Source organism: Nostoc sp., assembly GCF_036919555.1.
Lineage (GTDB): Bacteria > Cyanobacteriota > Cyanobacteriia > Cyanobacteriales > Nostocaceae > Nostoc.
Window position 1 is genome coordinate 53,859 of the sequence record NZ_JBALCS010000074.1, and the last position, 16,805, is coordinate 70,663.

The 16,805-nt window shown below is 42.6% G+C and carries 16 protein-coding genes; 9 read left to right on the forward strand and 7 right to left on the reverse strand.

Annotated elements, in window-relative coordinates; translation table 11 throughout:
- Nucleotides 1-63: 63 nt before the first annotated feature.
- Nucleotides 64-249, forward strand: a complete 186-nt coding sequence (locus V7K36_RS20815) for a chlorophyll a/b-binding protein (RefSeq protein WP_300414870.1) — start codon at nucleotides 64-66, stop codon at nucleotides 247-249.
- Between the two features lie 150 nt (nucleotides 250-399).
- Here V7K36_RS20815 and rpoD read toward each other — a convergent pair whose 3' ends face one another.
- Together rpoD and gyrB are read right to left on the reverse strand one after the other, a co-directional pair.
- Complete coding sequence (rpoD, locus tag V7K36_RS20820; RefSeq protein WP_335118850.1) at nucleotides 400-1,569, reverse strand: RNA polymerase sigma factor RpoD; 1,170 nt, start codon at nucleotides 1,567-1,569, stop codon at nucleotides 400-402.
- A 1,720-nt stretch (nucleotides 1,570-3,289) separates the two neighbouring features.
- Entirely contained in the window at nucleotides 3,290-5,227 is a 1,938-nt protein-coding gene (gene gyrB / locus V7K36_RS20825) for a DNA topoisomerase (ATP-hydrolyzing) subunit B (protein ID WP_335118852.1), read from the reverse strand.
- A gap of 171 nt (nucleotides 5,228-5,398) precedes the next feature.
- Between gyrB and miaA the strand changes: the two genes are divergently transcribed.
- The gene (gene miaA / locus V7K36_RS20830) at nucleotides 5,399-6,322 is read left to right on the forward strand and encodes a tRNA (adenosine(37)-N6)-dimethylallyltransferase MiaA (protein WP_335118854.1); all 924 of its coding nucleotides are present in this window, start codon (nucleotides 5,399-5,401) and stop codon (nucleotides 6,320-6,322) included.
- Between the two features lie 59 nt (nucleotides 6,323-6,381).
- On the opposite strand, the gene V7K36_RS20835 is transcribed toward miaA, so the two are convergent.
- Nucleotides 6,382-7,110, reverse strand: a complete 729-nt coding sequence (locus V7K36_RS20835; RefSeq protein ID WP_335118856.1) for a Uma2 family endonuclease — start codon at nucleotides 7,108-7,110, stop codon at nucleotides 6,382-6,384.
- Nucleotides 7,111-7,281: 171 nt separating this feature from the next.
- On the opposite strand from V7K36_RS20835, the gene V7K36_RS20840 reads away from it, so the two are divergent.
- The 3 genes from V7K36_RS20840 to glcD are packed head-to-tail and all read left to right on the forward strand — an operon-like array spanning nucleotide 7,282 to nucleotide 9,510.
- A complete protein-coding gene (locus V7K36_RS20840) occupies nucleotides 7,282-7,644 on the forward strand; it encodes a hypothetical protein (RefSeq protein WP_335118858.1) in 363 nt (120 codons plus the stop codon).
- The gene (locus tag V7K36_RS20845) at nucleotides 7,634-8,011 is read left to right on the forward strand and encodes a HEPN domain-containing protein (RefSeq protein ID WP_335118860.1); all 378 of its coding nucleotides are present in this window, start codon (nucleotides 7,634-7,636) and stop codon (nucleotides 8,009-8,011) included. The genes V7K36_RS20840 and V7K36_RS20845 overlap by 11 nt, the downstream gene beginning before the upstream one ends.
- Before the next feature lie 26 nt (nucleotides 8,012-8,037).
- The gene (gene glcD / locus V7K36_RS20850) at nucleotides 8,038-9,510 is read left to right on the forward strand and encodes a glycolate oxidase subunit GlcD (protein ID WP_335118862.1); all 1,473 of its coding nucleotides are present in this window, start codon (nucleotides 8,038-8,040) and stop codon (nucleotides 9,508-9,510) included.
- 467 nt (nucleotides 9,511-9,977) lie between these two features.
- On the opposite strand, the gene hisG is transcribed toward glcD, so the two are convergent.
- Nucleotides 9,978-10,622: an ATP phosphoribosyltransferase gene (gene hisG, locus V7K36_RS20855; protein WP_335118864.1), complete on the reverse strand. Its 645-nt coding sequence runs from the start codon at nucleotides 10,620-10,622 to the stop codon at nucleotides 9,978-9,980.
- Nucleotides 10,623-10,695: 73 nt separating this feature from the next.
- Here hisG and rppA point away from each other — a divergent pair, with 73 nt between their 5' ends.
- Nucleotides 10,696-11,394: a two-component system response regulator RppA gene (gene rppA, locus V7K36_RS20860; RefSeq protein ID WP_335118880.1), complete on the forward strand. Its 699-nt coding sequence runs from the start codon at nucleotides 10,696-10,698 to the stop codon at nucleotides 11,392-11,394.
- Nucleotides 11,395-11,478: 84 nt separating this feature from the next.
- On the opposite strand, the gene V7K36_RS20865 is transcribed toward rppA, so the two are convergent.
- Nucleotides 11,479-11,724: a hypothetical protein gene (locus tag V7K36_RS20865; protein ID WP_334945849.1), complete on the reverse strand. Its 246-nt coding sequence runs from the start codon at nucleotides 11,722-11,724 to the stop codon at nucleotides 11,479-11,481.
- Between the two features lie 252 nt (nucleotides 11,725-11,976).
- Here V7K36_RS20865 and V7K36_RS20870 point away from each other — a divergent pair, with 252 nt between their 5' ends.
- Entirely contained in the window at nucleotides 11,977-13,953 is a 1,977-nt protein-coding gene (locus V7K36_RS20870) for an AMP-dependent synthetase/ligase (protein ID WP_335118866.1), read from the forward strand.
- 42 nt (nucleotides 13,954-13,995) lie between these two features.
- Nucleotides 13,996-14,445 carry a YlqD family protein gene (locus V7K36_RS20875; RefSeq protein ID WP_335118868.1) on the forward strand — a complete coding sequence of 150 codons (450 nt, stop codon included), beginning with the start codon at nucleotides 13,996-13,998 and terminating at the stop codon, nucleotides 14,443-14,445.
- Between the two features lie 74 nt (nucleotides 14,446-14,519).
- Here the strand turns inward: V7K36_RS20875 and V7K36_RS20880 are convergent, their stop codons facing one another.
- Together V7K36_RS20880 and V7K36_RS20885 are read right to left on the reverse strand one after the other, a co-directional pair.
- A complete protein-coding gene (locus V7K36_RS20880) occupies nucleotides 14,520-14,993 on the reverse strand; it encodes a hypothetical protein (RefSeq protein ID WP_335118870.1) in 474 nt (157 codons plus the stop codon).
- Nucleotides 14,994-15,148: 155 nt separating this feature from the next.
- Nucleotides 15,149-15,277: a hypothetical protein gene (locus V7K36_RS20885; RefSeq protein WP_335118872.1), complete on the reverse strand. Its 129-nt coding sequence runs from the start codon at nucleotides 15,275-15,277 to the stop codon at nucleotides 15,149-15,151.
- A 25-nt stretch (nucleotides 15,278-15,302) separates the two neighbouring features.
- Here V7K36_RS20885 and V7K36_RS20890 point away from each other — a divergent pair, with 25 nt between their 5' ends.
- Entirely contained in the window at nucleotides 15,303-16,604 is a 1,302-nt protein-coding gene (locus tag V7K36_RS20890) for a dihydrolipoamide acetyltransferase family protein (RefSeq protein WP_335118873.1), read from the forward strand.
- The last annotated feature ends 201 nt before the right edge of the window (nucleotides 16,605-16,805 follow it).

Below are 16,805 nucleotides of genomic sequence, written 5' to 3' on the forward strand. Positions count from 1 at the left end.
ATATTTGTTATATTAGTTTACATAAGGTAATGAACCTTAACAATTAAATTTGGAGTTCCAACCATGACAAATGTAAGCACAACAAAAGTTACTACTCCCGTAATTGAAGATCGCAACGCTTGGCGTTGGGGCTTTACCCCACAAGCAGAAATTTGGAACGGTCGCTTGGCAATGATTGGCTTTTCAGCAGCCATTTTGGTTGAGCTTTTTTCTGGTCAAGGCTTCCTACATTTTTGGGGCATCCTATAAGTTTTTATATCTAAGATGACCTATAAATAAAAAAACCTGGAGTGCTAACTCACTACCAGGTTTTTTATTTGTTTGTTATTAGTCAGTTGTCATTTGTCCTTTGTTTATTTACTAATGACCAATGACTAATGACCAATGAAATGACAATGACTAGCGAATATATTCCTTGAGAACGCTGTTGCGATTTGGATGGCGCAATTTGCGGAGTGCTTTCGCCTCAATTTGACGAATCCGTTCGCGGGTAACGTTGAAAATCTGTCCGATTTCCTCAAGGGTCTTCATCCGACCATCATCCAAGCCGTAACGCAGTCTGAGAACATCCCGTTCACGAGGACTGAGACTATCGAGGACTTTTTCGAGGTCTTCGCGCAGAAGATTTTTGGAAACTTGGTCTTCTGGTGTCTCACCATCGGATTCAATAAAATCGCCCAATCGAGAATCTTCTTCTTTACCAATGGGCGTTTCTAGTGAGATGGGTAACTGGGCGGATTTAGCAATAAACCGCAACTTCTCAATGGTCATTTCCATGCGAGTGGCGATTTCTTCTTCGGTGGGTTTGCGACCCATTTCTTGAGATAGCAGCTTGGTAGTTTTCTTAATCCGAGAGATGGTTTCGTAAAGGTGAACTGGAAGGCGAATCGTGCGGGATTGATCGGCGATCGCACGGGTAATTGCTTGACGAATCCACCATGTAGCGTATGTAGAGAACTTATAGCCTTTTTCGTGGTCAAACTTTTCAGCCGCACGAATCAAACCGAGACTGCCTTCCTGAATTAAGTCTTGGAACGACAAACCACGATTCATGTACTTCTTAGCAATTGAAACCACAAGACGGAGGTTAGATTGCACCATCTTGTCTTTAGCCCTGCGACCAACATGGAGACGATAACGAAAAGCTGGTAGTGGCAGTTGCACTGCTTCTGCCCATTCACTATCACGAGGATCGCGATCCAACTGCTCTGAGAGTCTTTCCCGCACCCTCTCTAATTCCAGCAAATCGGCGATTTTCCGCGCCAATTCAATTTCTTCGTCTGCCCGCAACAGCCGAATTCTACCAATTTCTTGCAAGTAAAGCCGAATTGAATCTTCGGTGTAGTGCTTTTTCTTGCTTTGTGTCCGACGACGCGATTTAGCGGCTTTTCCAGACTTTGCGTCGTCCTCATCAGACTGAGGCTCTAAAAATTCCTCGTCACCTTCATCGATGATCAGCAAGTCCTCTTCTTCGTCTATTAAGAGTTCTTCTAACTCGAGCTCAGGCTGATTCATTATTTCTAGGTCAGGCTGATATATGCTTTCGAGTACGTTGTTAGCCTGGTTCATGCCGCGTTCCTCATGCTCCTTGCAGAATCAATTACTCAAGATGTGTTTACTGCTCTTTTAAACGAGCTAGTTGTCAACCGAAAATAAGCTTTTTGGCAGATTTGCCAGAGATATTTTCGGACGTTTTACACCTCCGGTCGGAGGGTTTTACTTTAGTTTAAGCGATTACTAAAAGTGACTTGCTCACCTTAGTAAATGTTATATGTGTTGCTATCACATTTTGCTTTCAACTAACTGGTCAAAAAAAAGACTCGCCTTGATCAAAAAATTTGCCATTCATATAAATGAATTCAGAGTGTTGGCAGATTTTCCTATAAAGACTCTTCCGATTGTAGCCTGTTTCACAGAAATTGCACTCTTTTTGTGTATTAATCATGAACTCCTACAGCAATTGTTAGCCACTATTACCAAAAAGACATTAAAAACGGGAGTTATACCCTGAAATTTTTTCCCCACTTTTCGGAATTGCAGTGACGCTCTTATGACATTAGGAAATAAGTACGCTTGCTATTGCCGAATTTCATGTATTTTACACAACATTAATTACTGAGAAAGAGTGCATTGTATGTTAACTCAGACGATTCCTCTTAAATCTACCCATTTTTACATTTCCTTCATAAACTAGGCATTCCTCAGACTAAAGCGGGTGTTGACCTTGGGTAAATACAACAAGGGGGATGGTGCTTGCCTGAAAGCAGTTAACCTTCTGCGTACTAATTACCTTAACTGAGGAGTTGAGGCGATGGCAGAATCGACCTGATAGTAGATCAATTTAGGTTTAACTAATTTGGCCTTATTCACACGTTAGCGCACTGTGGCGATTTCAGCCCTATGAAACTTGACAAACTCTTCTTATTGTATACAAGGATATTTTAATCAATTCAAAAACAATTTGTCCTGGGAACTCGCCAATATAATCCTATCTTAGGCAAAAGTACATTAGATACATACGATACAATAGCGATCGCCACGGTATTACATGAAGATATTAACAAGTTTGCTGCCAGATGGTATCTGCTTCCAGTAGGCATTACCTCCAACAGAGAGAACCCAGAAGATTGCCTGATGATTTGGTTACAAAGGTTGTTTACGTAATTAAATTGTAAATTTAATTACTTTTATTTCAGTAACTTTTTGTCATCTTATGATCAGAAATCCTCAAGATACTTATTAATTGCTGTTTGATAGATGATATTCAGTTATTTTCTTAAAGCATAACAAATGTGTTTCTAGCTGGTGGGCGAAATTATTTAGCGAGTTAGTGCAAAGAGTATTATCTAGACTAAATTTACAATAAAGTTGGTAGTTTTGCTAACACTAGAACATTGAATTTTTGTAAAATATTGACAATAAGCAAATTGTATGGTTAATTACTAACTGATAAAATGACAATTTTTGTAGTTATGTAGCACTGACCTACCACTTGTGTGGTAAGCTAACCTAATTTTTTTTAATTGATTGTTAACATCTAGTTCAAAGTCAGGGTGGCTTTCAAACCTCAAAACCTCAAAACCTCACCCCCAACCCCTCTCCTTATTAAGGAGAGGGGAGATAAAGCACAGCTAGCTTTATCGGGGTGAGGTTAAGCTGTACCTCAGTTGCTTAAGGATTCGCTATATAGATTAGATGGATGCAGAAACTATAAAAAAGGTAATGGGTGAAAACATATCACCCATTACCAATGTCACAAATTATTCAGAGTAGTGTTAGGGAATTGATATTAGATATCAAGATCGGTGAAGTTGAGTTTAGAACCATAGGTTTCGATGAATTCTCGTCTGGGTGCGACCCGATCGCCCATTAAAATTGTGAAGATGCGATCGGCTTCGGCGGCATCCTCAATTTCAACTTGCTTCATTTTGCGGGTTTCTGGATTCATGGTGGTGTCCCAGAGTTGTTGTGGCATCATTTCACCCAAACCTTTGAAGCGTTGGATGGTATAGTTGGCGTTAGCAGGAAATTTGCTGATTACTTGATTTTTTTCGCGATCGCTATAGCAGTACTCATGATTACGTCCCCGTTCTACTTTATACAGTGGGGGACAAGCAATATAAATAAAGCCTTGTTCGATCAGCGCTCGCTGATATCGATAGAAGAATGTTAACAACAAAGTTCGGATGTGCGCTCCATCTACGTCAGCATCAGTCATGATGACTATGCGGTGATAGCGCAGTTGAGTGGAATCGAATTCATCACCTTTAACACCTAAACCGAGTGCTGTAATTAACGATTGAACTTCGTTATTTTTATAGATTTTAGCATCGTCGGTTTTTTCAATGTTGAGAATTTTACCACGTAGAGGCAAGATCGCTTGAGTGCGGCGATCGCGTCCTTGTTTCGCACTTCCGCCGGCTGAGTCCCCTTCCACGATGAAGATTTCCGATTCGCTGGGGTCACGAGAACTACAATCTGCCAATTTCCCAGGTAATGGCGAAGATTCCAGCACCGATTTGCGCCGAACTAATTCTCGCGCGTGACGCGCTGCTTCTGCGGCTTTGAAAGCTTGGATAGCTTTATCTAAAATTGAGTCTGCGATGCCAGGATGAAATTCTAGGTACTCCGTAAGGACTTCTCCCACCAGAGAATCGACAATTCCCCGAACTTCGGTGTTGCCAAGTTTGGTTTTAGTTTGTCCTTCAAATTCTGGATCGGGGACTTTAACGGAAATAACCGCAGTCAAACCTTCGCGAACGTGTTCGCCACTGAGGTTAGGTTCATTCTCTTTAATTTTATTGCGCTTGCGGGCGATCGTATTTAATGTCCGAGTCAGAACTGCCTTTAACCCTTCTAAGTGCGTACCACCATCCACTGTGCGAATATTGTTAGCAAAACCCAGCACATTATCCGTGTAAGCATCAGTACACCATTGCAAGGAAACTTCCACTTGTACGTTGTTTCGTTCTCCCTGCACATAGATAATTTCTTCATGCAGGGGCTGCTTCTCACGGTTCATGTAGGCGATATATTCTTTAATGCCACCCTTGTAATCGTAGGATTCTACCTTGGGTGTATCGCTTTTCAGTAATTCCAGACGGTGGTCAGTAAAGGTAATTTTGACACCTGCATTCAGATACGCCAATTCCCGTAGGCGACCTGATAAAGTGATGTAATCAAACTCAATGCTAACAGTGAATATTTGGGTATCTGGTTTAAAAGTAACAGAAGTTCCGGTTCTATCTTCTTTATAAGGCTTGACTTGCAGTTCAGTAACTGGGATACCCCGTTCATAGCGCTGGATATGAACTTTTTTATCTCGCCAAACTGTAACTTCTACAACCTCAGATAGGGCATTAACAACAGAAATACCAACCCCGTGCAATCCTCCAGAAACTTTGTAGCCACCCCCGCCAAACTTCCCACCGGCGTGCAGTACCGTCATCACGGTTTCCAAAGCCGATTTCCCGGTTCGCGAGTGAGTATCGATGGGAATACCGCGACCATCATCTGTTACAGTCACCGAACCATCAGCGTTGATATCCACCTCTATATGAGTGCAATAACCCGCCAAAGCCTCATCAATTGAATTGTCCACCACCTCGTAAACTAAATGGTGGAGTCCTCGCGGTCCAGTAGTACCGATGTACATTCCTGGTCGTTTGCGGACGGCTTCCAGACCTTCCAGAACTTGAATCTGATCGGCACTGTAACTGCTCGTCATGTAAACTCTCCTGATGCGTGGGGTTTAAGTCGCCAAAAGGCAAATAAAAGTAAAAACACTCCAAAATTGTAACACAAAAGCCTTGCTGGCGTCTGTAGGGCATTTTCAAGAGAAGTTTATACTGGGGTTGCAGTCCCGTGTCAGAGGGGCATAACTAATGACAAATGACTAATGACTAAATTAATTGTGATTTGTGGGGCGACAGCAACAGGTAAGTCGGGTTTGGCTTTGGCTTTAGCGATGCGGTTGGGTTCTGTAATTCTCAGTGCTGATTCTCGTCAAGTTTATCGTGAGTTTGATATTGGGACGGCAAAATCAACTGCGGCTGAACAAAAATTGGTGCCGCACTATTTAATAGATATCTGCAACCCAACAGACATGATGACAGTAGCAGACTACCAGGAACAAACACAAGCCTTAATTGCTTCTCTTGGTGCTATACCACTGTTGCTAGTTGGTGGCACTGGTTTATACATCCGTTCCATTGTCCAAGGGATGAAAATTCCTAGAGTTGCACCGCATAAAGAATTGCGATCGCAGCTTGAATCTCTGGGTCAATCTCAACTATATGTAATATTACAACAAGTTGATCCAGTTGCTGTACAAAAGATTCATGCTAATGACTCAGTGCGAACTCTAAGAGCATTAGAGGTATATTATGTTACTGGAAAACCAATTTCTGAACAGCAAGGGAATAATCCACCAAATTATCCGATTTTGCAAATTGGTTTAGATTGCAATGCTGAAAAGTTGGGCGATGTCTCCGACGGGCTACGCCTACGTATTCAACAGCGTACTGAGCAAATGCTCGCAAATGGGTTGCTCGCTGAGGTGGAGTATCTTTGTCAAAAATATGGCGATGATTTGTCTTTGTTGAATACTTTGGGCTATCAAGAAATCAAGCAATATTTAGCTGGGGATATTTCCTTAGATGAAGCGAAAGAATTAACAATTTTGCATACACGGCAATTTGCCAAACGACAGCGTACTTGGTTTCGAGCATATCCACAAATTGAATGGTTTGATGCGGATGATCCTAATTTATTAGAGAAGGTTTGGCAGCGTATAAATGAGTTTATAAGTTGCACAAGTTAGTGATAATTTTTTTGCTCATGTAAAGACGCAAAGTTTTTTGCATCTTTACAGCGAGTATCCTATAGAGTGTCGGGATCTACGCCCATAGCCCGTAGCCTATCTGCTAGTAATTGGGTGCGTTGTTCTGCTTGTTCGGCGCGTTGTCGTTCCTGTTCAGCACGTTGTTGTTCCTGTTCGGCGTGTTCATCCCCAGTCAGCAAAATAGTACCATCTTGGTAGCACCAGCGTAACCAAATATCCTGTCTATCTTCAAATTTACCTTCCCACAAAGTTACACCTAAACCAACTTGTTCTAACCAATTTTCTGAAGTTTCAAAGTAGCGCCTTCCTCTGAATTCATAAACGCGCAGGACTTTTTCTCCTAATTGTTGATTTGGGTCATATACGATGTAGTAACTAGCCCGCATATGTTCATAAATTTGCCGCTTTTTGCCCAGTTCATCACCTTCTTTATTAGAGATAATTTCGAGGACAACTTCTGGAGGTTTGCCAAAACGCCAAACCATATAACAACGATTTTGTTTTTCCCACCAATTTTCACGCACTTGAACATCGAAGCTGAGAAAAACGTCGGGTACAATTGCGGGTTGTCCGTCTGTATGGTAAATTCCGACATTCGCTGCTGCTAAAAAAGTCTGCTGCTGTAGAGAACTATAAAGAGAGCCAACCAAGAGTCGTTGTTGTTTTTCAGAAGCAAAATTGTCTAGAGGTGTCTCATCTTCAGTGACTAGCTGGTTTGCATCTGGCACATAGTAATCATCATCATTGATTAGAACTTGCTGAACCATGACTTTATCCAGTATTTGAGAGCGTTATTTCTAGGTTAATTGATTGGTAGTGGAAGGTATGCGTATTGCCTGAGCGATTAAAAAAATCATGTGATCGCCTTTTACTCCCCCTAAGCTGCTATTCTTGCAATAATAGTGATTACAGCCATCCAATCCAGCCTGGAATCCGCTATGACAGACGCCGCAGTTAGCATTTCTCCCGCCGATATTGAAACCCTTGAGCAGTCATACACCTTCCGAGAGCGCACTGAAGTTTTAAAATTTCTGGATAAACATTCGTTTCTCATTCCCGTGCTGCTAGAAGCACCTAAGAAAATTCGCCAATACTTCCCTGACTCGCAGCTATTTCTGGAAATCTTCATTGATTCGGAAAGTATTGATTGGGTACAGTTGATACTATCTATTTTGATGAAGCTTGACCCCCATGAAGCAGTTACAAGACTTAATAAGCTGGACTGGGATTGGGGTTTACATAACTCCTATGAGGTGCGGAGTAACTTTTTTACCACTTTAGAATATCCAGATGAATTTTGATTGGTCAGAATATCTAAATGTAGCTAAAGAATTAGCAGGTGGTGCAACTACTTCTGCCAATCAAGAAGCTAAATTTCGCGCTGCTATTAGTCGGGCTTACTATGCAGCTTTTATCACTGCACGAAACCATTTGCGCGATCAAGAAGAAATTTCAATTCCAAAAACAAGTGATGCTCATAGATATGTTAGCGACCAATTTGAGCTTAGTTCTGATCTAATACGTAAATCAGTAGCGAAAAAATTAGCTAGGTTGCGAGGATTTCGCAAACAAGCAGATTATGTTGATAAATTTCCTGGCTTATCTGGCATTACAATAATAGCTTTAGATTTATCTGAGGAAATTATTTCAATTTTAAGCAACCTGTAAATATCTACCTGGAATTTTAAATAACTATGCTTACTCAAGATAAAAAACAACGCAACTGGAAACCCATTATCAAAGCATTCGAGGCTGTCCTTGGCAAAAATGGTGTGGTGCAACGCCGCGAAGAACTGATTACCTATGAATGCGATGGTTTAACTAGCTACCGCCAACGTCCGGCTGTGGTGGTGTTACCTAGAACTACAGAACAAGTTGCCCAAGTGGTGAAGATATGCAATCAATATTCTATACCCTTCATAGCACGCGGTTCTGGTACTGGTCTATCTGGCGGCGCTTTACCAGTGATAGACTCTGTTTTAATTGTCACCTCCTTAATGCGGCAAATCCTCAGCATTGATTTGGAAAATCAACGGGCAATTGTTCAACCAGGGGTGATTAATAGTTGGGTAACACAAGCCGTCAGTGGTGCTGGTTTTTACTATGCTCCTGACCCCTCCAGTCAAATTATCTGCTCTATTGGCGGCAACATTGCCGAAAATTCTGGTGGCGTACATTGCCTCAAATATGGCGTCACCACTAACCACGTTTTAGGATTAAAAATTGTCACGCCAGAAGGGGAAATTATCGATTTAGGCGGACAAATTCCAGAAATGCCTGGTTATGATTTAACAGGTGTTTTTGTTGGTTCTGAAGGCACCTTAGGAATTGCCACAGAAATTACTTTGCGAATTCTCAAAAGTCCAGAATCAATTTGTGTGCTGTTGGCAGATTTTACTAGTATTGAAGCTGCCGGGGCAACTGTTTCTGGCATCATCAGCGCCGGAATTATTCCTGGTGGTATGGAGATGATGGATAACTTCAGCATCAATGCAGTTGAAGATGTTGTAGCAACTAATTGTTATCCCCGCGATGCTACTGCTATTTTACTAATAGAAATTGACGGTTTAGAAGTGGAAGTTGCAGGAAATAAGCAGCGAATTACCGAAATTTGTCAAAAGAATGGTGCGCGTAATGTCACTTCTGCTACTGACCCAGAAACCCGATTAAAATTATGGAAAGGACGCAAAGCGGCTTTTGCTGCTGCTGGACATTTAAGCCCAGATTATTATGTACAAGATGGTGTAATTCCTCGTACTCAGTTGCCTTATGTTCTGCACGAGATTGAGATATTAAGTCAACAATATGGTTATCGTGTTGCTAATGTATTTCATGCTGGCGATGGCAATCTTCATCCGCTAATTCTTTTTGATAATTCTGTGCATGGAGAATTAGAGCAAGTAGAAGAAATGGGTGGAAAAATTCTCAAACTTTGTGTCGAAGTCGGTGGCAGTATTTCTGGCGAACATGGTATCGGTGCAGAGAAAAAGTGCTATATGCCACAGATGTTTAGCCAAGTTGATTTAGAAACTATGCAATGGGTACGGCAAGTTTTTAATCCTAAAGGGTTAGCAAATCCTGAAAAGATATTCCCCACACCACGAACTTGTGGAGAAGCCGCAAATGCATCGGCACTCAAGCAATTTAAAGGTGTGGAAAGATTTTAATTTTCCGCAAAGGTACATTTGCAGTTCCTCCCGTTCCCAGTCAGAGACTAATCGTGACAATTTACAGCTATTTTCAGGTAAATAGACCACGCAGTAAGGGCATAGCATTGCTCATACGTGTCAACTTAACGTAAAAGCTATGTCCCGCAAAGAACTGAAGTTCCTTGCGGGACATAGCAAAAGTAATCTAAAGATTACTAAATATCTGCAAAAATCTTTGGTCTACTTCAGTAGACTTTAGCTATTAGCCAAGAAATTTATTTCAAGGCGGGTGACGAAGCTAACAGTTAAGCTATTTCTAGCTGAAGTTGACACCAATGAGCATTGCTGTGCCCCTACGACAGATGTGGTTCAAATAACTTGAATTCTGCTGTAAAGCGATGTCTACGAGGGTCTACGCCTACGCCAAAATGTCAAGTAAGGTATCTTTTTCTGAAGTTATCACCAATAGTCGGAGACTGGAACTGTTAAACCTCTACCAAAACAGCTTCTCGCAGTTTGGTAATTACATCACTTAGATTACCCGTGTTCAGGCGATAACTTAGAGGATGGGCAATCAGCCGCGCCGTGCTTTCATACAGAGTAGCAATTTCTATCAAACCATTTTCGCGCAAAGTCCGCCCCGTGGAAACCAAATCCACGATCGCTTCTGACATTCCAGTAATCGGGCCTAATTCCACTGAACCATACAACGGTACTATTTCCACAGGTAAATCCAGACTGTAAAAATATTCACGAGCGCAATTTACATACTTGGAAGCAACTCTACCATGCGGTGGTAAATCTAAAGGCGATCGGTAAGAACTAGATGCTTTTACCGCCACCGACATCCGACAATGCCCAAACTGCAAATCCACCAAGTGGGCAACTTGCGGCTGCTTCTCCCGCAGCACATCGTAACCAACAACACCCAGTTGTGCTTGACCATATTCTACATAAACGGGCACATCTTGCGCCCGCACCAGCAAACCTTTTGCAAGTCCCTTAGCGTCAGGAATCTGAAGTTGGCGATTTCCTGAATCTAAAAAAGCACTAAAATCTAATCCCACAGATTGTAGCAAGCGGATGCTATTTTTAAGGAGTTCCCCTTTTGGTAATGCAACAGTCAGCATTCTTTTTTTTAGTATCCTTGGCGTTTGGGCAGTTGAATAATGAGAATATCTCTATATGCTTACCACAAGCAGCATGAGAATTTTATTAGTTGATGATGAAGTTGAGCTAACTGAACCCTTGAGTCGCTTGTTAACTCGTGAGGGTTACATTGTCGATGCCGCTTACGATGGGACAAGTGGCAGCGAATATGCACAAGCCAGCAGTTATGACTTACTAATTTTAGATTGGATGCTGCCAGGAAAAACGGGATTAGAGATTTGTCAGGAATTGCGACGCCAAGGCCAAACCACTCCCGTGCTGTTTCTCACAGCCAAAGATACTCTAGATGACCGCGTAGAAGGTTTAGATGCTGGTGCTGATGACTATTTGGTTAAACCTTTTGAACTGCGGGAGTTACTAGCCAGAGTCCGTGCTTTATTGCGTCGTTCCGGTTCCCAAACCTATGAAACCACCACCGGACGGTTGACTGTAGCTGATTTAGAACTCGATTGTGAAAATCAAGTAGCCTATCGCCAAGGACGAATAATTGAGCTATCGCAAAAAGAAAGCCAGCTGCTGCAATACTTTATGGAACACACTCGACAACTAATGACTCATGCCCAGATTATGCAAAATTTGTGGCCAGAGGAAGAACAACCCAGTAGTAATGCGATCGCGGCATTAATTCGCCTGGTGCGTCGTAAGATTGAGGTAGGTAGGGAAACTGCGCTGATTCATACAGTCTACGGTAAAGGTTATCGTTTTGGTACTTCCTCAGTGGAGTCAGTTTAGCGAAGTGCGACTTCAAGCCTAACCGTGATCAGACATAAAATTCAACTTTTAGCTAAAAAGTAATATTTACTTGCAAACAGTCGATCAATTCGGAGAACAATTGGCACAGAAATCAGGACTAAATTTACAAAATTGGCTACCTGTAAGTGCGTAAGCTGTACAATAAGGAAAACTGGTAAGTTCCACTCTGGCTGCTTGTAATTTGGAACCATTCGGCAACACTTCAGTAACTTTGGTTTTATCAGCCAGAAGGATAGCTACAAGTTTAGGAAACGCCACGCAAGCAGTAATATTGATTAGCGTTAGCAGTGTAGAGTCTATCAGTTTCATAGGTAATCATCTCCTGTGAAAAATAGGCGTAGGCGTAGCCCGTCGTAGACATCGCTGTTCTTAGATGCAAACACAATCATTGCTTGCAGTCTATGTAAATTAAGTTTAACATAAATTTTTGTAAATATAAACGTGAAATTGCTGGAATTATCATACACAGAAGGAAATGTGGATAATAAGGACAGCTATTGTAGCAAAATAACAAAATAAGCTAAGAATTACGATCAGTTTACGATATTTAGGTAAGGTGTTATGTCAAAAACCCAAACCGCGTCTTCTTTTTTATCTAACATCAGTGAGCAAGAACGGCAGGCATTAAAGCGGTTGGTAGATTACACAAATGTGGAATCGCTGCCAGAAATTTGGCCTTTAGCAGCTGAGCGATTTGGTGATGTTGTCGCCCTCCGTAACCCTCACGCTAAACCAGAAGTAGCGATTACTTATACCCAGCTAGCAGAGCAAATGCAACTATTTGCTACTGGGTTGCAGGCGTTGGGAATAAAAATTGGCGATCGCATTTCTCTAATTGCTGACAACAGTCCTCGCTGGTTTATTGCCGATCAAGGCATAATGACTGCTGGGGGAGTTGATGCGGTGCGTAGCTCGCAAGCAGAAAAAGAAGAACTGCTGTTTATCATCGCTAATAGTGGTAGTACAGCAATAGTAGTTGAGGATTTAAAAACACTTAAAAAACTACAAGATAGCCTCAAAGATTTACCAATTCAAGTGGTAATATTACTTTCGGATGAAGCACCACCAACGGACGAAACCCTCAAGGTGCTGAACTTTGCCCAGTTGATCGAAATTGGGAAAAATCATAATTTTGTGCCAGTCGAGCAAAACCGTGAGGCTTTGGCAACCCTAATTTATACCTCTGGGACCACAGGCAAACCCAAGGGTGTAATGCTGTCTTATAACAATTTGATGCACCAAGTAACAACATTTGGGACAGTCTTGCAACCAAACGCGGGTGATATCGTTCTCAGTATCCTACCTTCGTGGCATAGCTACGAACGAACTGTTGAATATTACCTATTATCTCAAGGTTGCACGCAAGTTTATACCAACTTGCGCTCTGTGAAAGGGGATTTGAGACAATTTAAACCCAACTACATGGTGGGTGTACCCCGCCTGTGGGAATCAATTTATGAAGGAGCTCAAAAGCAGTTCCGTGAACAACCAGCGAATAAGCAACGCCTAATTAACTTTTTATTGGGCATTAGCGATAAATATATCAAAGCGCGGCGAGTTGCTCAGGGATTGAGTTTAAATGATCTTCATGCTTCACCTGTCGAACGATTAGCAGCTAGGATACAAGCATCAGCTTTATTACCCCTCCATGCCTTGGGAGAACGACTGGTTTATGCCAAGGTGCGAGAAGCCACAGGAGGACAAGTTAAGCAGATGATTAGCGGCGGTGGTGCGCTTCCCAGACACATAGATAACTTCTTTGAAATTATTGGTGTGCAGATTTTGCAAGGTTATGGCTTGACAGAAACTTCTCCTGTCACCCATGTGCGGCGTCCTTGGCGAAATTTGATTGGTGCATCAGGGCTACCACTTCCAGCTACAGAAGCTAAAATTGTAGATCCTGAGACAAAAGCGCCTCTACCAGTAGAAAAGCGAGGCTTGCTATTGTTGAGGGGACCGCAGATTATGCAAGGCTATTACCAAAATCCCGAAGCGACAGCGAAAGCAATTGATGCTGAAGGTTGGTTTGATAGCGGCGATTTGGGTTGGTTGACACCACAAGACGACTTAGTGCTGACTGGCAGGGCGAAGGATACGATTGTATTGACTAACGGCGAAAACATCGAGCCACAGCCAATTGAAGATGCCTGTTTGCGATCGCCATACATCGATCAAATTATGCTCGTTGGCCAAGATCAGCGCAGCTTGGGAGCCTTAATTGTCCCCAATGTCGAAGCCCTAGAAAAATGGGCAGCAAGCCAGAATCTGACACTGGATACGCACAATGATCAGGTGATTTCCTCACCTAGTCAAAAAATTGACTTGGAGAGTAGAATGATCCAGGATTTATTTCGGCAAGAATTGAATCGGGAAGTGCAAAATCGTCCAGGCTTTCGACCGGATGACCGCATCGGAACGTTCAAACTCATTCTGGAACAGTTTTCCATCGAAAATGGCTTGATGACACAAACACTGAAAGTTCGACGACACGTCGTCACCGAACGCTATCGCGATATTATTGACGGCATGTTTGCCTGATGATTCCACCTGCTAACTGTAAAGAGTGAACGTGAAATATTTATGGATGTCTCCAAATCTAATTTGCTCCTGAAACGCGTCGTTAATGTCAAAGTCATTGTTACTCCCCTCTGGAAAGAGGAAGTACAACAGCAGTTGCAAACGCAGATCAATCAAATCGATCAGCAACTGCAACAGCTAGAAGTCGAAGGACAAAGAGCGGTGGCAGCAATTCAAAAGCAGAGTCTGCAACCACCTGGTCCCCAGACCCTCCAACAAATTGACAATATCCAACTCCAAGTCAATCAAAAGAAAAGTGAACTGTTAGAGCAGAAAAATCAGTTGCTGCAAAACCTCCAGCAAGTACAGTTTCTCCAGCAAGATCAGGAAGTTAACCAATTCCAAATGGAAGGCTTTTTCCGGGTAGAAATCGGTGATAACTTGATTAGCAAAATGCAGGTGGAAATCGTTCTGCGCGATGGCATTGTCGAAGAAATTCGCGGCGACATTTAATAAAGTTATGAGTTATGAGTTATGAGTTTAAATTCCTAACTCCTGTACAGACGCGATTAATCGCGTCTGTACTCCTAACTCCTCACTCCAGCCCAAACAATTTGCCACACTGGAGGAGAGCTAATAAAAAGCGATCGCCCAAAGGTAGTCATCTCAACTCGATATTTAACTGTCCCAAGTGAATCATTACCCCGATTGATTTCCGTAATCGTCACAAAAGCCTGATTTCGTTGCGGATAAACTACCTCTACCTTTCGCGTTCCTGCCACTGATGCTATGTCGTCAAAGGCATTTAGGGCGAGGGTAGCAGGATCACTACCTTGGAGAAATGAGTTGATCTTTCCTAGAGGTATAGTTTTATAATCGGAACGCTCTGAGTATGCCACAACCTCTTGAGACTGATGCATTGCTGCCACCTGCTGGGTTTGCCCATCACTAGTCTCAATAATCAGTGCAGATGGCTGGCCCTGGATGATATAAACTCCAGCGCCAGCAGTGGCAAAGATACTTAGTATCACAATCAAAAAGAATTTCAACTTTGCCGACATAAAAGTAAACAGGAATTTCAAATAGGTTTATTACCAATTTTGAATTCTAGATTGAACTGCATCCCATATCGTCTACCTGTGAGAAGCTCTTGTATCTTAAGCAGTGGTTACGAGGAATATAAATAGCAATGCCATTTAATCTGAGTCATTAGTCATTAGTCATTAGTTCCCCATGCCCCATGCCCAATGCCCAATGCCCAATGCCCAACCAAAATAAAAAATCTCCAGTCTAAAACTCCCCCACCAAGATACAATTCAATCTGACAAAAGCTGTTAAAGTCCATAAACCATTGATTTCCAAACCACCCTATGAGCATTCACGAAGTATTTATGCCGGCGCTGAGTTCTACCATGACGGAAGGCAAAATCATCTCCTGGGTGAAATCGCCAGGGGACAAAGTGGAAAAAGGCGAAACAGTGGTGGTTGTAGAGTCAGATAAGGCAGATATGGATGTAGAAACCTTTTATGAGGGATTTCTTGCCTATATCATAGTTGAAGCTGGTGAAACTGCCCCAGTCGGATCTGCGATCGCCTTTATTGCCGAAACGGAAGCTGAAATTGAACAGGCGAAATCTCTTGCCAATTCCAGCGGCGTGGCTGCTACTACTACCTCTTCCCCTGAACCAATCGCTGCCACAGCCTCAGCCGCAACACCTGCCTTAGCGTCTCAAAACGGGTCTAACCACAAAGAAGGAAGGCTTGTCGCTTCACCCCGTGCCCGCAAGTTAGCTAAAGAACTCAAAGTTGATTTAACTACACTCCAAGGCAGTGGCCCCCACGGTCGCATTGTCGCCGAAGATGTAGAAGCATTGTCCAATCAGGGCAAACAACCCGCCACTGCCCCAGTTGCCCCACCAGCACCCGTACCAACCAGCGCCCCAGTTGCACCCCCAGCACCTAAGACACCAGCACCCGCAACCGTAGTAGCGGCTGTTCCTGGTCAAATCGTACCTCTAACTACCTTCCAAAATGCCGTAGTTCGGAACATGGTAGCTACCATATCCGTGCCCGTCTTCCGTGTCGGTTATACAATTACCACCGATGGATTAGACAAACTTTATAAACAAATTAAATCCAAAGGCGTGACAATGACAGCCCTACTGGCGAAAGCTGTAGCGGTAACGTTGCAAAAACACCCATTGTTAAATGCCAGCTACTCAGACCAGGGTATTGTCTATCATTCTGATATCAACATTTCCGTAGCAGTAGCGATGGATGATGGCGGATTAATTACGCCTGTGCTGCAAAATGCCGACGCAGTGGATATTTATTCTCTATCGCGTACTTGGAAGTCTTTGGTAGAACGTGCGAGGGCAAAACAATTACAGCCCCAAGAATATAACAGTGGTACTTTTACCCTGTCAAATTTGGGGATGTTTGGCGTAGATAAATTTGATGCGATTTTACCGCCTGGACAAGGTTCAATTTTAGCGATCGGGGCATCCCGTCCGCAAGTGGTAGCAACACCCGACGGTTTATTTGGCGTGCGGCAACAAATGCAAGTCAATATTACTTCTGACCATCGGATTATTTATGGTGCTAATGCTGCGGCGTTCTTGCAAGATTTAGCGAAATTGATTGAGACAAATACTCAATCTTTGACAATGTAATTTTGAAAAGACACCAAATTTAAATGTTAGCGCTATGAGCGAGCAGCAGTTTTTCGTAGAGTAGCGCTAACAATAAATAATACCTACACTTAACTTTTTATGGACAAACTATAGGACTCCTATTTGATTTTTGAACAAGACTAAGAGACAATACGGGTACTAAAACAGGTGTAAGAAGGGACAATGATAAGTCAGCATCTG